We start from the raw sequence: 15456 nt of genomic DNA on the forward strand, positions 1-15456 counted from the left end.
TGGTCATTACATATATGGTATTTTGCATATATGTCAGTGGCGATATCGTAACGATTGGTGGGAGAAAAACATGAGCGTAAGCATCGGCATCAATGGCTTCGGGCGTATCGGTCGCCTGGCCCTGCGCAGCCTGTGGGCCAGCGTCGAGGCCGGCGCGGTGGAGATCGCGCGCATCAACGACCCGGGCGGTGACGCCGCTACCTTCGCCCATCTGCTCGAATTCGACTCGGTACACGGCCACTGGTCGCCGGGGCAGGGCATCGTGGCGCAGCAGGATGCCATCGTCATCGACGGCCGACGCATCGCCTTCAGCGCCAACCGCGAGCTCGGCGACAGCGACTGGTCGGCCTGCCGGGTGGCCATCGAGTGCTCCGGCAAGATGAAGACCCAGGAAAAACTCAACGCCTACCTCGACCAGGGCGTCGAGCGGGTGGTGGTCAGCGCCCCGGTCAAGGAGGCGGGCGTGCTCAACCTGGTGGTCGGCGTCAACGACGACCTCTACGACCCGGACCAGCACCGCATCGTCACTGCGGCCAGCTGCACCACCAACTGTCTGGCGCCGGTGGTCAAGGTGATCCACGAGACCTACGGCATCCGCCACGGTTCGATGACCACGGTGCACGACATCACCAACACCCAGACCATCCTCGATGCTCCGCACAAGGATTTACGTCGCGCCCGGGCCTGCGGCATGAGCCTGATTCCCACCACCACCGGTTCGGCCAAGGCGATCACCGCAATCTTCCCCGAGCTCGAGGGCAAGCTCAACGGCCACGCGGTACGCGTGCCGCTGGCCAACGCCTCGCTCACCGACATGGTCTTCGAGCTCGAGCGCGAGGTCTCGGTCGCAGAGGTCAATGCCGCGCTCGAGGCCGCGGCAGAAGGGCCGCTGGCTGGCATACTCGGCTACGAGGAGCGACCGCTGGTCTCCATCGACTACCGCAGCGACCCGCGCAGTTCGATCATCGACGCGCTCTCGACCATGGTCGTCAACGGCACCCAGCTCAAGCTCTACGCCTGGTACGACAACGAGTTCGGCTATGCCAACCGCACTGCCGAGCTGGCGCTGAAGGTTGGTGGCGTGCAGGTGGCCCGTGGCTGAGGCGATGTCGTTGCTGGCGAGGGTCAGGCAGCTGCCCTTCGAGGTGCGCCAGTACCTGCTGATCACCGGCAACTACTGGGCCTTCACCCTCACCGACGGCGCGCTGCGCATGCTGGTGGTGCTCTACTTCAGCCAGTTGGGCTACTCGCCGCTTGAAGTGGCCATGCTGTTCCTGTTCTACGAGGCGTTCGGCGTGGTCACCAACCTGGTGGGCGGCTGGCTCGGCGCGCGGCTGGGGCTCAATCGCACCATGAACGTCGGGCTCGGTCTGCAGATCGTCGCCCTGGCGATGCTCCTGGTCCCCGCCGGCATGCTCACGGTGGTATGGGTGATGGCCGCCCAGGCGCTGTCGGGGATCGCCAAGGACCTCAACAAGATGAGCGCCAAGAGCGCGGTCAAGGTGCTGGTGCCCAAGGAGAGCGCCAGCGCCGGCAGCGCGCTCTACCGCTGGGTGGCGATGCTCACCGGCTCCAAGAATGCCCTCAAGGGGCTGGGGTTCTTTCTCGGCGGGCTGCTGCTCACGCTGATCGGCTTCCAGGGCGCGGTACTGGCCATGGCGTTGATGCTCAGCGGGGTGCTGGGGCTGTCGCTGTGGCGGCTGCGCGCCGACCTGGGCCGTCAGAAGGCCAAGCCCAAGTTCTCCGAAGTGTTCTCCAAGTCGCGAGCGGTCAATGTGCTGTCGGCCGCTAGACTGTGCCTGTTCGCCTCCCGCGATGTGTGGTTCGTGGTGGCGCTGCCGGTATTTCTCTACGATCAGCACGGCTGGAGCCAGTGGACCGTGGGCGGCCTGCTGGCGGTGTGGGTGATCGGCTACGGTGGGGTGCAGACCCAGGCGCCCAGGCTGACCCGCCTGATGAGCGGCGAGGCGCGGGTGATCACCGCCGGCTGGGCCGCGGCCTTGGCGCTGCTTGGCGTGGCCCTGGCGCTGCTGCCGCTGACCGCGGTGGGCTGGCTGGTGGCGGGGCTGCTGGCCTTTGGGGTACTGTTTGCCATCAACTCCAGCTGGCATAGCTACCTGATCGTGCACTATGCGCGTGCCGACGGCGTGTCGATGGACGTCGGCTTCTACTACATGGCCAACGCCATGGGCCGGCTTATCGGCACGCTGCTCTCCGGCTGGCTATACATGGCCCACGGCCTCAGCGCCTGCCTGTGGGTAGCGGCGGCGCTGGTCGCCGCCAGCGCCTTGATGGCCCTGGCGCTGCCGCGCCAGGCCGATACCGCGGTCGCCGATTAGGGTAGGGTTACCGCAGCGAGGGACGCCGGGGACAGGTCGAAGAGGAGGTTTGCGCCATGGATGGCGCAAGGTAGCGCCCAGGGAAGGGTTTACAGCGCCTCCTCGCAGGCCTGTCGACGGATCAGTTCCGAGCGGTGCTGCCTATCTGCGATAGCCCTGCCGATCAGGACCATCAAGTTGAATGCGTCAATATCATAGAAATAATCAAGAGAGGCCCCGTGCAACCGCTACGCCTGTTCAAATGCCTGGCCGACGACACCCGCCTGATGCTGATGCTGCTGATCCGCGAGGAGGGCGAGCTATGCGTGTGCGAGATGACCCACGTGCTTGAGGAGTCGCAGCCCAAGGTGTCGCGGCACCTGGCCCAGCTGCGCGGCTGTGGCCTGGTGGTCGACCGGCGCGACGGCCAGTGGGTCTACTACCGGCTGGCGCCGACGCTGCCGTCCTGGGCGCTGGACGTCCTGAGCGCCGCCGCCGAGGGCGACCCGCAGCGCATTCAGGCGGGTTTGGCGCGGCTGGCGGCGATGGGCAATCGCCCCGAGCGACGCGCGGCGCTGTGTTGACGCTATGTTTCGCTCGGTGAAGGAATCAGCCAGCGCGGCACCCAACGTAGATAGGCGACCATGCCGAACAGCTCGACCAGCGACTGAAACACGATCACCACCACCGCGATCTGCCAGGCCTCGGGCAGGGTCAAGGCGATGGGCAGCACCACGAACGAATTGCGGGTGCCGAAGCTGAATGTGAGGGTGCGTGCCGGCCCTGGCGCGAGGCCGAACCCACGCCCCAGCAGCCTGCCCAGTAGCGCCGCCAGCAGCAGATAGGCGAGAAAGATCGCCAGCACCTGCAGCAGGATGCTGCCCAGGCCACCTAGACCTGTCACCTGAGAGGCGGCGATCGCCAGCACCACCAGCGCCAACAACGGGACCGGCAGCGCGCCGAGGCCCTCTACCAGCCGCTTGGCGCCGGCCCGGCGCTTGGCCAGGCGCTCGGTCAGCCAGGCCAGGGCCAGCGGGGTGAGGATAAGGCCTGCGAAGGCGCCGAGCAGCTGGGTGCTGAGCACCATTTGGAACCACCCCGGACCGAGAAATAGCCACAGGTAGGCGGGTAGCGCGACGATCTGCCCCAATAGCAGTAGCGGTGCTGCGGCAATGGCGCGCCCCGCATCTCCCCTGCCCAGATGCGTAAAGCTAATGAACCAATCGGTGCACGGCACCAGCAGCACCAGCAGTACACCGGCCTGCACTGCCGCGGACAGCGGCAGCAGGCTTGTGGCCACGCCCACCAGCAGCGGAATTAGCACGAAGTTACCCAGCAGCAGCGCGGCGATAAAGCGCCAATCCCTTACACCACGGCGAACCTGCAGCAGTGGGATCTGGGTAAAGGTGGCATACAGCAGGCCGCCGAGCAGCGGCCACAGCAGTGGCTCCAGCATCGCCGCCAGCGTTGGCCGCCACAGTCCCAGTGCCAGGCCGGCCAGGATGCACGCCAGGTAGATCCAGGCCTGGTGGCGCTCCATTCGCTCGCGCATCAGAACGCGGTCTCCTCGTCAGTGGGACGATGCAGCCATCGTACCTGAAGGAAGCCTCTGCGCTATCGTGCGGCAGCGACGGGAAAGTGATGGCGGGTCTTGTTGGCGATACGCACCAGGGCCAGCATCAGCGGCACCTCCACCAGCACGCCGACCACCGTGGCCAGCGCCGCCCCGGACTGCAGGCCGAACAGCGCGATGGCGGCGGCCACCGCCAACTCGAAGAAGTTGCTGGCGCCGATCATCGCCCCAGGCGCGGCGACATTGTGGGGCACTTTCCACGCCTTGGCCCAGCCGTAGGCAATAAAGAAGATCAGGAAGGTCTGGATGATCAACGGGATGGCGATCAGCACGATATGCAGCGGGTTGGCGAGGATCACCTCGCCCTGGAAGGCGAACAGTAGCACCAGGGTGATGATCAGCCCGATCGGGGTAACCGGCGCCAGGCGTTTCATGAAGACGCTGTCGAACCACTCGCTGCCGCGCCGCTTGATCAGGGCCTGGCGGGTCAGGTAGCCGGCCGTCAGCGGGATGACGATATACAGCACCACCGACAGAATGACCGTATCCCAGGGCACCTGGATATTCGATATGCCGAGCAGGAAGACCACGATGGGGGCGAAGGCGAACAGCATGATCAGGTCGTTGACCGCCACCTGCACCAGGGTATAGGCGGCGTCGCCGCGGGTCAGGTAGCTCCATACGAAGACCATGGCGGTACAGGGCGCGGCGCCCAGCAGGATAGCGCCGGCCAGGTATTCACTGGCGCGCTCCGCGGGGATCAGCGGGGCGAACACCACCATCAGGAAGAACCAGGCGATAGCGAACATGCTGAAGGGCTTGATCAGCCAGTTCACCGAGGTGGTGATCAACAGTCCCTTGGGCTGGCGGCGCACGCCGAGGACGGAGGTGAAGTCGATCTGCAGCATCATGGGAAAGATCATTGCCCAGATCAGAATCGCCACCGGAATGGAGACCTGGGCAACGTCGAAGCGCGACAGCGCCTCGGGCACCGCTGGGGCGAACTGTCCCAGCAGAATACCGGCGACGATGGCCAGTGCTACCCACAGGGACAGGAAGCGTTCGAACAGGCCCATGCCCTCGGAGACGCTGGGTGCTTGGGTGTCCTGGTGTGCGGTCATGGCCTGACTCCTGCCGGAGAAACGATGACGCCATGATATGCGCAATACCATATATGCTCAAGCATATATGAGGTGTCCATAGGATGGGTAAGGGGCGAGGCGGATGAAGCAGGCGCCCTTGGAGGAGGGCGCCGAGGGTTGTCAGAACGGGGGCTAGTCGGTCAGCTCCACGGCGATAGCGGTAGCCTCGCCGCCGCCGATGCACAGGCTGGCAACGCCGCGCTTGCCGCCGGTGACGCGCAGGGCGTTGATCAGGGTGGCAATGATCCGTGAGCCGGTAGAGCCCACCGGGTGGCCCTGGGCGCAGGCGCCGCCGAACACATTGACCTTGGCGTGGGGAATCCCGAGGTCGTCCATGGCCATCAGGGTCACCACGGCGAAGGCTTCGTTGACCTCGAACAAGTCGACATCCTCCACCGTCCAGTCGAGCCGCTCGAGCAGCGAGGCAATAGCCCCCACCGGCGCGATGGTGAACTCGCTAGGGTGACGCGAGAAGGTGCTGTGGCCGAGCACCCGGGCAATCGGCGTCAGGCCGTGGGCCTGGGCCGCGGCGCGGCTGGCCACGACCACCGCCGAGGCGCCGTCGGAGATCGAACTGGCGTTGGCAGCGGTGATGGTGCCGTCCTTGGCGAAGGCCGGGCGCATGCTGCGGATCTTGTCGAGTCTGGCCTGGAATGGCTGCTCATCGTGATCCACCAGCGTCTCGCCGCTGCGCGAGACGACCGTTACCGGGGCCATCTCGGCGGCCAGGTGGCCCGCCTCATGGGCCGCCATGGCACGCTCCAGTGAGGCGATGGCGAAGTCGTCCATTCGCTCACGACCGTAGCCACGTTCATCGGCGACCTGCTGGGCGAAGGCGCCCATCAATTTGCCGGTCTCGGCATCTTCAAGGCCGTCGTGGAACATATGGTCCTTGAGCTCGCCGTGGCCGAGGCGATAACCGCTACGCGCCTTGGTCAGGAGGTGCGGGGCGTTGGACATCGACTCCATGCCGCCGGCCAGGATCAGCTCGCCGCTGCCGGCGCGAATCAGGTCGTGGGCCAGCATCACGGCTTTCATGCCGGAACCGCACAGCTTGTTGATGGTAGTGGCACCGACCCGATCGGGAATGCCGGCCTGGCGCATCGCCTGGCGTGCCGGGCCCTGCTTGACGCCGCCGGGCAGTACGCAGCCAAGAAAGCCTTCATCGATCTCGTCGGGCTCGATGGCGGCGCGCTCGATGGCGGCACGGATCGCCACGGCGGCCAGTTCGGGGGCACTGAGACTCGCCAGGCTGCCCAGCATGCCGCCCATCGGGGTGCGGGCGGCGGAGAGAATCACGATATCGTCGGATGTGGCCATGGGGAACTCCTGGAAAGACGGCGACAATTGACCCGTTGTGGGGGCTATGCTTTGCTCCAGCATAACCAAGCAAGCGCTAGTGTAAATGCGATGAATGTAGCGACCGACTCGCCTCGCCGCCAGCAACTGACCCGAATCGCCGCGCGGCTGTTCATGCAGCAAGGCTTCGATCGCACCACGGTGCGCATGCTGGCCGATGCCATGGGCATCAAGTCGGGCAGTCTGTTTCATCATTTCGCCGACAAGCAGGAGATTCTCTGCGCGGTGATCGAGGACAGCACCCGACATGCCCTGTTCAGCGCCCGGCGAGCTCTGGCCGACGCTGCGCCGACAACGCGTGCGCGTCTGTTGGCGCTGGCCAGGGTGCATCTCGACACCCTCCACGACGACCGGCACGCTCACGGTGTGGCGCTCTACGAATGGCGGCGTCTCAGCGACGAGGATCGCGAGCACCTCACGCATCTGCGCGATGCCTACGAAACACTCTGGCTTCAGGTGATCGAGGAGGCGCGCAGGGCGGGGCAGGTCCAGGGCGATGCGGCGATCATTACCCGCTATGCGCTGGGCGCCCTCAACTGGACGGCGCGCTGGTACGACCCCGATGGGCCGATGGATACCGCCCAACTGGCCCATGAGCTGGTGGATATGATTGTGGCCCCGGCCAGCTAGGCGCTGCCTGGCAGGCGCACCACCAAGGTCGTAGTCCAAGCATCAAACGAACGCTTGACTCTGAGTGGCGCGAGGGCTAATTTCAAACACATGTTTGAAAGCGCCGCCGGCGCTTTCCTGCGCCCGACGTGAGGAGACTGCAAGATGCCCGACTACCAGGCCCCGCTGCGCGATTTGCGCTTCGTGATGGACGAGATGTTTGACTTCCCCGGCCACTACGCCTCTCTGCCGGGGGGCGACGACGCCTCGCCGGATGTGGTCGCGGCGATCCTCGAGGAGGGCGCGCGTTTCTCCCGAGAGGTGCTGCTGCCGCTCAATCAGAGCGGCGACCAAGAGGGCTGTCTGCTCGAGGGCGGCGACGTCAAGGCGCCCAAAGGCTTCAAACAGGCCTACCAGCAGTACGTCGAAGGCGGCTGGCCGAGCCTTTCCGCCGAGCCCGAATTCGGTGGCCAGGGACTACCGCATTCGCTGGGTATGGTGCTGTCCGAGATGATCTGCGCCACCAATCTGGCCTGGGGCATGTACCCGGGGCTCTCCCACGGCGCCGCCGATGCGCTGCGCCATCACGGCAGCGATGAGCAGAAGGCGACCTACTTGACCAAGCTGGTCGAGGGCGTATGGACCGGCACCATGTGCCTCACCGAGCCGCATTGCGGCACCGACCTGGGGCTGCTCAAGACCCGCGCAATACCCACCGATGACGGTGGCTACGATATCACCGGCACCAAGATCTTCATCTCCGCTGGCGAGCACGATCTGGCCGAGAACATCGTGCATCTGGTGCTGGCCAAGTTGCCGGATGCCCCAGAGGGCTCCAAGGGCATCTCGCTGTTCGTGGTGCCCAAGTTCCTGCCCGATGCCGATGGCAACCCCGGTGAGCGCAACGGTGTGACCTGCGGTTCGCTGGAGCACAAGATGGGCATCCACGGCAACGCTACTTGCGTGATGAACTTCGACGCCGCCAAGGGCTACCTGGTGGGCGCGCCCAACAAGGGCCTGGCCTGCATGTTCACGATGATGAACGTGGCGCGCATCGGCGTCGGCATCCAGGGGTTGGGTGTCACCGAGGCGAGTTTCCAGAACGCCCTGGCCTATGCCCGCGACCGCCTGCAGATGCGCGCGCTCTCCGGTCCCCAGGCGCCGGAAAAGGTCGCCGACCCGATCATCGTGCATCCTGATGTGCGGCGCATGCTGCTGACTCAGAAGGCATTCGCCGAGGGTGGTCGGATGTTGGTGCTGTACACCGCGCAGATGGTCGACGTGGTCGAGCACGGTCAGGACGCCGCCGAGCGCGAGCGCGCCGAGACCCTGCTCGGCCTGCTCACGCCGATCGTCAAGGCGTTCCTCACCGAGGTCGGCTTCGAGGCGACCAACGAGGGGGTGCAGGTGTTCGGCGGTCACGGCTTCATCCAGGAGTGGGGCATGGAGCAGCTGGTGCGCGATGCGCGCATCACGCGTCTCTACGAGGGTACCACCGGCATTCAGGCGCTCGACCTGCTGGGCCGCAAGGTGCTGATGAGCCAGGGTGAAACGCTCAAGGTCTTCACCAAGGAGATTCATAAATTCTGCCAGGCTGAGGCCGATAACCCGGCGCTCGCCGAGTTCATCAAGCCGCTGGCCAAGCTCAACGCCGAATGGGGCGAGCTGACCATGGGCGTGGGCATGAAGGCGATGCAGGACCGTGAGGAAGTCGGCGCGGCCAGCGTCGACTACCTGATGTACTCAGGCTACGTGACCCTGGCCTACCTGTGGGCACGCGCCGCCAAGCAGGCCACTGAGGCATTGGAGGGCGATGAGCGCGCCTTCTATCAGGCCAAGCTCGACACGGCACGCTTCTACTATCAGCGCCTGCTGCCGCGCACCCGCGCCCACGCCGCCATGGTGCAGGCCGGCGGTGGCTCACTGATGGCGATTTCCGCCGAGGACTTCGGCCTGGGCTTCGAGATCTAACCCGTTACGCGATTGTCTCTCTCGGTCAGGTGCTCTGACTGAACCGCTTGAGGCGGCCCGCTTGGGCCGCCTTTTTTTCTCCATGACGAGTCCCTGTTCGTGAGGTGCCAGCGTTTCCGACGCTCGGCTCGACGACCCAGTTTCCGCGCAGCCTGACGCAGATCAAGTAGTGGGTAAGGGGGACTTGAAAACTCCTCGTTCGCCATCAACTTTTAAAGTGCCTAGGGGTGACCCGATGGCATTAATCCTCCCCTATTGCGTCACATGTTGCGAGAAACGAACAGGAGGTGGCGTATGAATCTGCAAAAACTCTCTCCCTGGAACTGGTTCAAGAGCGAGGGGGCCGATGCGCCGGCTGCTCCCTCCGCAGTGGAGCCGCGGCGGAGTGACATCACTCCCTTGCTGGGTATGCATCAGGAGCTGGACCGCTGGATGGATAACGTGATGCGGCAGTTTGGCATGCCTTCCCTACAGGGGCGTGTTGGCGATATGCCGGGCCTGCTGCAGCCGCGGCTCGATATCGCCGAGCGCGACAGCGAGTATGTCATCAGCGTCGAGGTACCGGGAGTAGAGGAGAAGGATATCTCCCTGTCCCTGGACGAGCAGCGCTTGGTCATTGAAGGTGAGAAGCGCCAGGAGAGTCGTAGCGAAGACAACCAGCTGCATCGCATCGAACGCTCCTATGGTCGGTTTCGCCGCGTGCTGGACCTACCGGCGGATGCCAAGCACGAGGACATCAAGGCCTCTTTCAGCAATGGCGTGCTGACGGTGCAGGTGCCACGCAGCGAGCATGCCAAGTCGGCTCGCCGCGAAATTCCCATCCATTGATAACGCCCCTTGCCATCATGCAGCTCGCCACCCGGCGAGCTTTTTTTAGCGGCGCCGGACGTGGCGTCAATCGATCTGGTTCGTTCAGGCAGCCGCCTGCCACTGTGCCGCCAGTGCCTGGCTGGCCAGGGTCAGCATGCTGAGATTGCCGAAGCTGAAACTCTGGTGCAGGGCGTGCAGCGGCTCGCCCTGCATGGCCCCGACCACCATCAGCAGCGGCAGGAAGTGCTCCGGGGTGGGGTGGGCGTGGCGGGCATGGGGCGCCTGGCGCTGCCAGTCGGCGAGGACCGCTAGGTCGCCGCGCTCGGCCACCTCACTGGCCCAGTCGTGGAAGGTCTGGGCCCAGGCGTCCGGCGGCGTGCCTTCCGGCCGGCGGTCGCCGAGATTGTGGGTGGCCGCGCCGGAGCCGATCAGCCACAGGTCGTGGTCGCGAGCGAAGTCGCCAAGCTGGCGCGCAGTCTCCAGTTGTTCCCGTGAGGTAAGCGCCATCGGCACGCTGACCGGCAACAGCGGCACCTCGGCCTTGGGCCATACCAGCGACAGCGGCGACCAGATGCCGTGGTCGAGCGGGCGCTCGTCATCGAGGCTGACGTCGATGCCGGCCGCTTGCAGGCTGGTGCTCAGATCCCGGGCGGTATCCGGCATGCCTGGCGCCGGATAGCGCATCTGGTAAAGCGCTTCGGGAAACCCGTAGAAGTCATGCAAGGTAGCCGGCGCCGCGGCGCTGCCCAGGGTCACTCCCGGGGTCTCGAAGTGCGCCGAGACCACCAGCGCACCGCGCGGACGTGGCAGCCGCTGGCCGAGCTCGATGAGAAAGTCCCGCGCCGGGTGGTCGCTGATGACCAGCGCGGGAGAGCCGTGGGAAATGAACAGTGCCTGATGCATGGCAGCCTCCGAAGCATTGGGGGAACCTGACCTCAGGCTACTCGGGTAGCGTCGCCATGACAGCGAGCGAACGGCGAATGCACTGTTCGCAGTATGGCAAGGATGGATGCGAGCTGAGGCGCGCTCTCATCCAGTGCCGCACGCGTGGGTATTTTCCAACTTACGCTACACTTTTCCAATGCGATGCTAATTGAACCCGCCTAGGCGCTCGATAGGGGCTAGGCATTTCACTTTGTTTCGTGTTCACGCTTCAATGGTGGCATTAGTATGATTGCGGCCGATCACTGGCTGGGAGGAGAGCGAGTGGCACAGCCTACACCCATGGACGCCTCTGCCGGAGGGTTGCGCACGATCCGCAACGCGCTGTATCTGGTGCTTGCCTGGTGCAGCTTTGCGCTGGGCGTGATCGGCGTGTTCGTGCCGCTTATGCCGACCACCTGCTTCATGCTGCTGGCGGTATGGGCCGCCTCGCGCGGTTCGCCGCGTTTTGCCCAATGGATTCGTGAGCACCCACGCTTTGGTGCCTCGGTGGTCGCCTGGGAGCGTGAGCGAGCGATTCCACGGCGTGCGAAATGTGTGGCTATCCTGATGCTTGGTTTTTCGGTGTTGGTGCTGCTGCTGACGGTGCCAAGCCTGATCGTCAAGCTGGCACTGGTCACCGGTCTCAGCCTGCTGGCGCTATGGATAGTGACCCGCCCGGCGCCGGGGCACCCCTCGCTATAGTCGGTGCGGTTGAAGCCTCTCGCAGTGAGGGGCGCAAGAATTAAGCTGAATAGCAACTGCAAATGGCTGCGGTGCTCGGGACTGATCCGGCGGCAGGCCTGCGAGGGGGCGCTGTAAACCATCCCTGGGCGCTACCGATGCCATCCATGGCATCGAAACCCCCTCTTCGGCCTGCCCCCGGCGTCCCTCGCGCATCGTCATCGGGAAGTCTGACGATGCTTTGAGTCTGGTGACCGCTGGGCCGTACAATGGGAACAATTTCCGACCAGGAGCGTTCCTCGATGTCAGCCCCCCAGCCGACTTACCTGCATGATTACCAGCCGCCTGCTCACCGTGTCACCCACACCGAACTGACGTTTGATCTCTCACCCGGCGCCACACGCGTCAAGGCGCGGTTGCACCTCGAACGTCATCCCGACCGCGAGGATGCCGCCGAGTCGCCGCTGGTACTCGACGGCGAGCAGCTGTCGCTCAAGGGCATCGCCATCGACGGTCAGCCCCTCGATGCCGACGAGTATCGGGTCAGCGATACGCAACTGACCGTGCATCGGGTACCCGAACGCTTCCTGCTCGATACCGAGGTCGAGATCGCCCCCGAGGCCAACACCGCGCTGGAGGGGCTCTACCAGTCCAACGGCATGTACTGCACCCAGTGCGAAGCCGAGGGTTTTCGGCGCATCACCTTCTATCCTGATCGTCCCGACGTGATGGCGACCTTCTCTACCACCGTGGTCGGCGACGCCCAGCGTGAGCCGGTGCTGCTCTCCAACGGCAATCTGGTGGAGCGTGGCGAGCTTCCCAATGGTCGTCACTTCGTGACCTGGGAGGACCCGCACCCCAAGCCGTGCTACCTGTTTGCGCTGGTGGCGGGGAATCTGCAGAAGGTCGAGGACAGCTTCACGACCATGAGCGGGCGCGAGGTGGCGCTGCAGATCTGGGTCGAGGAGGAGAACCTCGACAAGACCGACCACGCCATGGCCTCGCTCAAGCGTGCCATGGCCTGGGACGAGCAGACCTACGGCCGCGAGTACGACCTCGACCTGTTCATGATCGTCGCAGTCAACGACTTCAACATGGGCGCGATGGAGAACAAGGGCCTCAACATCTTCAACTCGGCGGCGGTGCTGACCCACCCGCAAACCGCCACCGATGCGGCTTTCCAGCGCGTCGAGGGTATCGTCGCCCACGAGTACTTCCATAACTGGTCGGGCAACCGGGTGACCTGCCGCGACTGGTTTCAGCTCTCCCTCAAGGAGGGCTTCACGGTGTTCCGCGATCAATGCTTTTCGGCGGACACTAACTCGGCGCCGGTCAAACGCATCGAGGACGTGGCCTTCTTCCGCACCGCCCAGTTCGCCGAAGATGCCGGGCCCACCGCCCATCCGATCCGCCCCGACCACTACATCGAGATTACCAACTTCTACACCCTGACCATCTACGAGAAGGGTGCCGAGGTGGTGCGCATGCTGCGCAACCTGGTGGGCTGGGAGGCGTTCCGCCAGGGCAGCGACCGCTACTTCGAGCGCTTCGATGGCCAGGCGGTGACCATCGAGGACTTCGTCGACTGCATGGCCGAGGCCTCGGGGCTTGATCTCAGCCAGTTCATGCGCTGGTACTCTCAGGCCGGCACGCCGGAGATCGACGCCCACGGCGAGTATGACTACGCAAAGGCCGAGTATCACCTGACCCTGCGCCAGCGCACCCCGGCCACACCTGGCCAGCCCGACAAGCTGCCGCTGCACATTCCGGTCCGCCTGGGCCTGGTCGGCACCAAGTCAGGCGAGGACCTGCGCATGACCCTGGACGGCGAGGAGCTCGGCCGCGATGCGGTGATCCACCTGCGCGAAGAGGAGCAGCACTTCGTCTTCACCGACATCGCCGAGGCCCCGGTGCCATCGCTGCTGCGCGGCTTCTCGGCGCCGGTCAAGCTGCGTTTCCCCTATGCTCGCGAAGACCTGGCCTTCCTGCTGACCCACGACAGTGACGGCTTCAACCGCTGGGATGCCGGCCAACGCCTGGCGCTGCTGGCATTGGATGACCTGATTGCCGCTCACCGTAACGGCGTCGAGAAGGTCATGGACGTGCGCGTGATCGAGGCGTTCCGCGGCCTGCTCAATGCCGAGACCGACGACAAGGCGGTGCTTGCCGAGATGCTGACGCTGCCCTCCGAGGCGTATATCGCCGAGCAGCAGCCAGTGGTCGATGTCGATGCCATCCACGCAGCGCGCACCTTCGTCAAGCAGTCGCTGGCGGTTGCGCTGCGCGATGACTTCCTGCGCGTCTATCACGATAATGCCAGCGACGCGGCCTACGCCCCAGAGCCCGAGCAGATCGCCGCGCGCAGCCTCAAGAACGTGGCACTGTCGTACCTGATGAGCGTTGAGGACGAGGAGGGCATCGAACTGGCCCAGCGCCAGTTCAGCGCCGGCCACAACATGACCGACGTGCGCTGCGCCTTGACCTTGCTGACGCACAGCTCGCGGGGCGACCTGGCCGACCCGGCGCTGAGGCTGTTCGGCGAGAAGTGGGCCCACGATCCGCTGGTGATGGATCAGTGGTTCAGCATCCAGGTAACACGCCCCCAGGCGGACGTGCTCGATCGGCTGACCTACCTCATGGAGCACCCGGCTTTCTCACTCAAGAACCCCAACCGCGTGCGCGCCCTGATCGGCGCCTTCGCCGGGCAGAATCGCGTCAACTTCCACCGTATCGACGGCGCCGGTTACCGGCTGCTGGCCGATGTGGTGATCGAGCTGAATCGCCTCAATCCGGAGATCGCCGCGCGCATCATCACGCCACTGACCCGCTGGCAGCGCTTCGACGAGCAGCGCCAGGCACTGATGAAGGCCGAACTCGAGCGTATTCGCGCCGAGGAGCTGTCGCCCAATGTCTTCGAAGTGGTAGAGAAGGCGCTGGCCGAGTAGTCCCAGCGGCTGCCCGGGCTTTGCCTAGCGGCCGATGAGCCAGCTCAGGACCACCAGGCCAAGGAAGGCCCAGATGAGGGTGGCAATCAAGCGCCGGGCGAGCAGCGCGCGCAGGGCGCAGTAGAGCATCCACACGCCGACGATCAGCAGCAGCAGGCTGAACAGGGTGGGGTTGATGCCCATGGCATCGCTGAGCCCGCCGATGAAGCCCTCGAGCGAACCTCGCAGGCTGGAGAAGAAGATCACCAGCAGATCGATGATCCAGCGCAGTGTCTCGCCGATCAGGGTGCCTAGCCAGTTGAAGAAGCCTTCCATGGGTGTCCTGCCGCCGCGGATCGAGATGACGAATCTGCGGGCTCATGGCGGCCAGGTCAAGTATTGTGGGGGCTATGCTGATGTAGGGAGCGATCATGGAGAGGATGCGATGAGCGCAGACCAGCTGTTGATGGTGTTCTACCTGGGGGCGGCCTGGCTGGCGGGTAGCTTGATCGGGCTGGAGCGCAGCTATCACGGGCGCCCGGCGGGCTTTCGCACCCATGCGTTGGTATGCCTGGCCTCAGCGCTGCTGATGATGGTCACGACGCATCAGGGCCAGTGGTTCGGTGCCTCGGTGCCGGCCAGCGCGGTCACCACCGACCCTACGCGCATGGCTCAGGGCATCATGACCGGAATCGGCTTTCTCGGCGCCGGCGTGATCTTCAAGGAAGGGCTGACGGTGCGCGGCCTGACCACCGCTGCGTCGATCTGGATGACGGCCGCGCTGGGCATTCTCTACGGCATTGGTTTTCTGTTCCCGGCGATCCTGGTCACTATCGTGACGCTGGTCACGCTGTCGCTGTTTCGCTGGATGGAGTCGCGTATGCCGAGCCAGCACTTCGCCGATCACATGCTCTCGTTCGCGGTCGACAGCGCCCTGGACGAAGCCAGCATGCGTGAACTGATCCACGCCCAGGGCTTTCGCATCAAGTCATTGAGCTATCGCCTGGTGCAGCGCGGCACGGTGTATGAGTATCACATGACCCTGCAGACCCTCGATCGGCTCAATTTCGGCCGCCTGGCCGAGGCGCTACGCGGTCGCGATGGGGTACTGGAGTTTCGTCTCGCCCCGCTGGCAGAGTAAGCTC

14 protein-coding genes are annotated in these 15456 nt (G+C 64.9%); 9 read left to right on the top strand and 5 right to left on the bottom strand.

Annotated features, from left to right (window positions below):
- Window positions 1-70: 70 nt before the first annotated feature.
- The 3 genes from BLT16_RS07010 (at window position 71) to BLT16_RS07020 (ending at window position 2902) form a co-directional block, all read left to right on the top strand.
- Window positions 71-1102, top strand: coding sequence for an ArsJ-associated glyceraldehyde-3-phosphate dehydrogenase (locus BLT16_RS07010; protein ID WP_089657812.1), 1032 nt, complete (start codon window positions 71-73; stop codon window positions 1100-1102).
- A 4-nt stretch (window positions 1103-1106) separates the two neighbouring features.
- On the top strand, window positions 1107-2339 hold the full coding sequence (gene arsJ / locus BLT16_RS07015) for an organoarsenical effux MFS transporter ArsJ (protein ID WP_089657852.1): 1233 nt from the start codon (window positions 1107-1109) through the stop codon (window positions 2337-2339).
- Window positions 2340-2557: 218 nt separating this feature from the next.
- Window positions 2558-2902, top strand: coding sequence for a metalloregulator ArsR/SmtB family transcription factor (locus BLT16_RS07020; protein ID WP_089657813.1), 345 nt, complete (start codon window positions 2558-2560; stop codon window positions 2900-2902).
- A 2-nt stretch (window positions 2903-2904) separates the two neighbouring features.
- On the opposite strand, the gene BLT16_RS07025 is transcribed toward BLT16_RS07020, so the two are convergent.
- The 3 genes from BLT16_RS07025 to BLT16_RS07035 form a co-directional block, all read right to left on the bottom strand.
- Window positions 2905-3870 (bottom strand): arsenic resistance protein, encoded by a 966-nt coding sequence (locus tag BLT16_RS07025; RefSeq protein ID WP_089657814.1) that lies wholly within the window; start codon window positions 3868-3870, stop codon window positions 2905-2907.
- Between the two features lie 62 nt (window positions 3871-3932).
- Entirely contained in the window at window positions 3933-5012 is a 1080-nt protein-coding gene (arsB, locus tag BLT16_RS07030; protein ID WP_089657815.1) for an ACR3 family arsenite efflux transporter, read from the bottom strand.
- A gap of 153 nt (window positions 5013-5165) precedes the next feature.
- Window positions 5166-6353: an acetyl-CoA C-acyltransferase gene (locus tag BLT16_RS07035; protein WP_089657816.1), complete on the bottom strand. Its 1188-nt coding sequence runs from the start codon at window positions 6351-6353 to the stop codon at window positions 5166-5168.
- Window positions 6354-6443: 90 nt separating this feature from the next.
- Here BLT16_RS07035 and BLT16_RS07040 point away from each other — a divergent pair, with 90 nt between their 5' ends.
- From BLT16_RS07040 to BLT16_RS07050, 3 genes are all read left to right on the top strand, one after another.
- The gene (locus BLT16_RS07040) at window positions 6444-7022 is read left to right on the top strand and encodes a TetR/AcrR family transcriptional regulator (protein ID WP_089657817.1); all 579 of its coding nucleotides are present in this window, start codon (window positions 6444-6446) and stop codon (window positions 7020-7022) included.
- Between the two features lie 144 nt (window positions 7023-7166).
- Window positions 7167-8972, top strand: coding sequence for an acyl-CoA dehydrogenase C-terminal domain-containing protein (locus BLT16_RS07045; protein WP_089657818.1), 1806 nt, complete (start codon window positions 7167-7169; stop codon window positions 8970-8972).
- 294 nt (window positions 8973-9266) lie between these two features.
- Window positions 9267-9800, top strand: coding sequence for an Hsp20/alpha crystallin family protein (locus BLT16_RS07050; protein WP_089657819.1), 534 nt, complete (start codon window positions 9267-9269; stop codon window positions 9798-9800).
- An 84-nt stretch (window positions 9801-9884) separates the two neighbouring features.
- Here the strand turns inward: BLT16_RS07050 and BLT16_RS07055 are convergent, their stop codons facing one another.
- The gene (locus tag BLT16_RS07055; RefSeq protein ID WP_089657820.1) at window positions 9885-10685 is read right to left on the bottom strand and encodes a DODA-type extradiol aromatic ring-opening family dioxygenase; all 801 of its coding nucleotides are present in this window, start codon (window positions 10683-10685) and stop codon (window positions 9885-9887) included.
- Window positions 10686-10988: 303 nt separating this feature from the next.
- Between BLT16_RS07055 and BLT16_RS07060 the strand changes: the two genes are divergently transcribed.
- Together BLT16_RS07060 and pepN are read left to right on the top strand one after the other, a co-directional pair.
- Complete coding sequence (locus BLT16_RS07060) at window positions 10989-11408, top strand: YbaN family protein (protein ID WP_340148251.1); 420 nt, start codon at window positions 10989-10991, stop codon at window positions 11406-11408.
- Between the two features lie 281 nt (window positions 11409-11689).
- Window positions 11690-14332: an aminopeptidase N gene (pepN, locus tag BLT16_RS07065; protein ID WP_089657821.1), complete on the top strand. Its 2643-nt coding sequence runs from the start codon at window positions 11690-11692 to the stop codon at window positions 14330-14332.
- A 24-nt stretch (window positions 14333-14356) separates the two neighbouring features.
- Here pepN and BLT16_RS07070 read toward each other — a convergent pair whose 3' ends face one another.
- The gene (locus BLT16_RS07070; RefSeq protein WP_089657822.1) at window positions 14357-14647 is read right to left on the bottom strand and encodes a hypothetical protein; all 291 of its coding nucleotides are present in this window, start codon (window positions 14645-14647) and stop codon (window positions 14357-14359) included.
- Window positions 14648-14756: 109 nt separating this feature from the next.
- Between BLT16_RS07070 and BLT16_RS07075 the strand changes: the two genes are divergently transcribed.
- A complete protein-coding gene (locus BLT16_RS07075; RefSeq protein ID WP_089657823.1) occupies window positions 14757-15452 on the top strand; it encodes an MgtC/SapB family protein in 696 nt (231 codons plus the stop codon).
- Window positions 15453-15456 lie beyond the last annotated feature (4 nt).

It is taken from the genome of Franzmannia pantelleriensis (assembly GCF_900102875.1).
GTDB classification, from domain to species: Bacteria; Pseudomonadota; Gammaproteobacteria; order Pseudomonadales; family Halomonadaceae; genus Franzmannia; species Franzmannia pantelleriensis.

Bases quoted from the DNA above. Each gene is read 5' to 3' on its own strand.
- arsB (WP_089657815.1), bottom strand. From the start codon at position 5,012: ATGACCGCACACCAGGACACCCAAGCACCCAGCGTCTCCGAGGGCATG.
- BLT16_RS07010 (WP_089657812.1), top strand. From the start codon at position 71: ATGAGCGTAAGCATCGGCATCAATGGCTTCGGGCGTATCGGTCGCCTG.
- BLT16_RS07040 (WP_089657817.1), top strand. From the start codon at position 6,444: ATGAATGTAGCGACCGACTCGCCTCGCCGCCAGCAACTGACCCGAATC.
- arsJ (WP_089657852.1), top strand. From the start codon at position 1,107: ATGTCGTTGCTGGCGAGGGTCAGGCAGCTGCCCTTCGAGGTGCGCCAG.
- BLT16_RS07025 (WP_089657814.1), bottom strand. From the start codon at position 3,870: ATGCGCGAGCGAATGGAGCGCCACCAGGCCTGGATCTACCTGGCGTGC.
- BLT16_RS07075 (WP_089657823.1), top strand. From the start codon at position 14,757: ATGAGCGCAGACCAGCTGTTGATGGTGTTCTACCTGGGGGCGGCCTGG.
- BLT16_RS07035 (WP_089657816.1), bottom strand. From the start codon at position 6,353: ATGGCCACATCCGACGATATCGTGATTCTCTCCGCCGCCCGCACCCCG.
- BLT16_RS07045 (WP_089657818.1), top strand. From the start codon at position 7,167: ATGCCCGACTACCAGGCCCCGCTGCGCGATTTGCGCTTCGTGATGGAC.
- BLT16_RS07070 (WP_089657822.1), bottom strand. From the start codon at position 14,647: ATGGAAGGCTTCTTCAACTGGCTAGGCACCCTGATCGGCGAGACACTG.
- BLT16_RS07055 (WP_089657820.1), bottom strand. From the start codon at position 10,685: ATGCATCAGGCACTGTTCATTTCCCACGGCTCTCCCGCGCTGGTCATC.
- pepN (WP_089657821.1), top strand. From the start codon at position 11,690: ATGTCAGCCCCCCAGCCGACTTACCTGCATGATTACCAGCCGCCTGCT.
- BLT16_RS07050 (WP_089657819.1), top strand. From the start codon at position 9,267: ATGAATCTGCAAAAACTCTCTCCCTGGAACTGGTTCAAGAGCGAGGGG.